A 733-nucleotide genomic window follows, 5' to 3' on the forward strand; every position below is an offset into this window, starting at 1 on the left:
AGGGGCAGCGCAAGCCGAAGGTCCAGCGCAAGCGGGTCCGCTCATCGGTGAGCTGGCTCGTCGTCGCTCGTGGTCCCGGCTCGGACCTGCCCGCCTGGTCTGAACTCAGGAGCCCGGGTCGGCCAACTGCGCAGTGATGAGTGTGCGGGCGTGCCGGCCGGAGGCCGTCGGCAGAATCGGGTAGACGTGCAGGCGCGCGGGCACCTCGTGGTACTCCACGTCCACGCCCGAATTCTCGAGCTTCGCGGCGAGGAGCCGGGCGTCGGGGCAGAGGATGTCGTGGGTGCCACTGAAGATCGTGACGGGCCCGAGCCCGGCCAGGTCACCGAATATCGGGCTCACCCGCGGGTCGGTGACCTCCAGGTCTCCCCGCCACACCTCGGACAGGTGCTGCCCGCCGGGGACGGCGAGCCACGGGTCGTCGGGCTGAACCTCGGGGATCCCGGGGTTGGACCAGGTCAGATCTACCGCCGGTGAGATGAGCACGGTGCGGCCGAGCGTGATGCCGTGCTCATCGCGCAGCACCTGCGCGGCCGAGAGTGCGATCTGCCCACCCGCCGAATCGCCGACCAGGCGGGGGTCGCCGTACTCGTCGCGGCACCCCCGGATGATGTCGACGATCCCCGCGACGACCCGGCCCGCGGTTCCGGCCGGAATCAGCGGGTAGATCGGGACCACGACCGTCGTGCCCGACTCGACCGCTATCTGGGCGATCAACTGCCAGTGCTGGCGC

The 733-nt window shown here is 70.8% G+C and carries 1 protein-coding gene; it reads right to left on the bottom strand.

The genetic code is table 11. The annotated features are described in order from the left end of the window. Window positions 1–105: 105 nt before the first annotated feature. Window positions 106–733 (bottom strand): alpha/beta hydrolase fold domain-containing protein (locus B4M60_RS04585; RefSeq protein WP_291080719.1); only part of this gene is annotated, 628 nt, incomplete at its 5' end.

This window comes from Dietzia sp. UBA5065 (genome assembly GCA_002415925.1).
Taxonomy (GTDB): domain Bacteria; phylum Actinomycetota; class Actinomycetes; order Mycobacteriales; family Mycobacteriaceae; genus Dietzia.